Source organism: Streptomyces sp. NRRL F-2664 (assembly GCF_000719345.1).
GTDB lineage: Bacteria > Actinomycetota > Actinomycetes > Streptomycetales > Streptomycetaceae > Streptomyces.
Genome location: NZ_JOFX01000378.1, coordinates 1 through 411, shown reverse-complemented (window position 1 = coordinate 411; position 411 = coordinate 1). Strand labels below are relative to the sequence as shown.

Annotated in this window: 1 protein-coding gene; it reads right to left on the bottom strand. The window is 74.0% G+C overall.

All coding sequences use genetic code 11. The features are described from left to right. Positions 1 to 411: hypothetical protein (locus IF89_RS39750; protein ID WP_043195000.1), on the bottom strand; the 411-nt coding region annotated here is incomplete at both ends.

The following is a 411-nucleotide window of genomic DNA, read 5'->3' as shown; positions in this document are numbered from 1 at the left end:
AGCCGGGGAGGGGTAGGCGATGCGGGTGGTCTGCGGCTTGCCGGAGTCCGGCAGCACCGTGTGCACAGACGGCCGGCCCTGGCGGTCGTACTCCGTCCGGAAGACGACCCGCCCGCCCGGCCCCATCTCCTCCAGCACGGCTCCGGTGGCCAGGTCCACCACCCGCGAGGCGGAGGTCTCCGCGTCCGTGCCCGGCGCCACCGTAGTGGTCTCGGTCAGACGCCCGCCCTCCACGGTCCGGCTCACGGCAGTCTTCAGCTCACCCGGCCCCTCGCCCCGCCGCCCCTCCTGTCCGGCGCCGTCGGCCCAGCTGACCGTCTGCGAGGCAGGCTGCCCGTACTTGTCGTAGGTGAAGGTGGTCTGCTCGCGGGCGGTGAGCTTCCCGGCGCTGTCTGCGGTGCGGGTGACGGT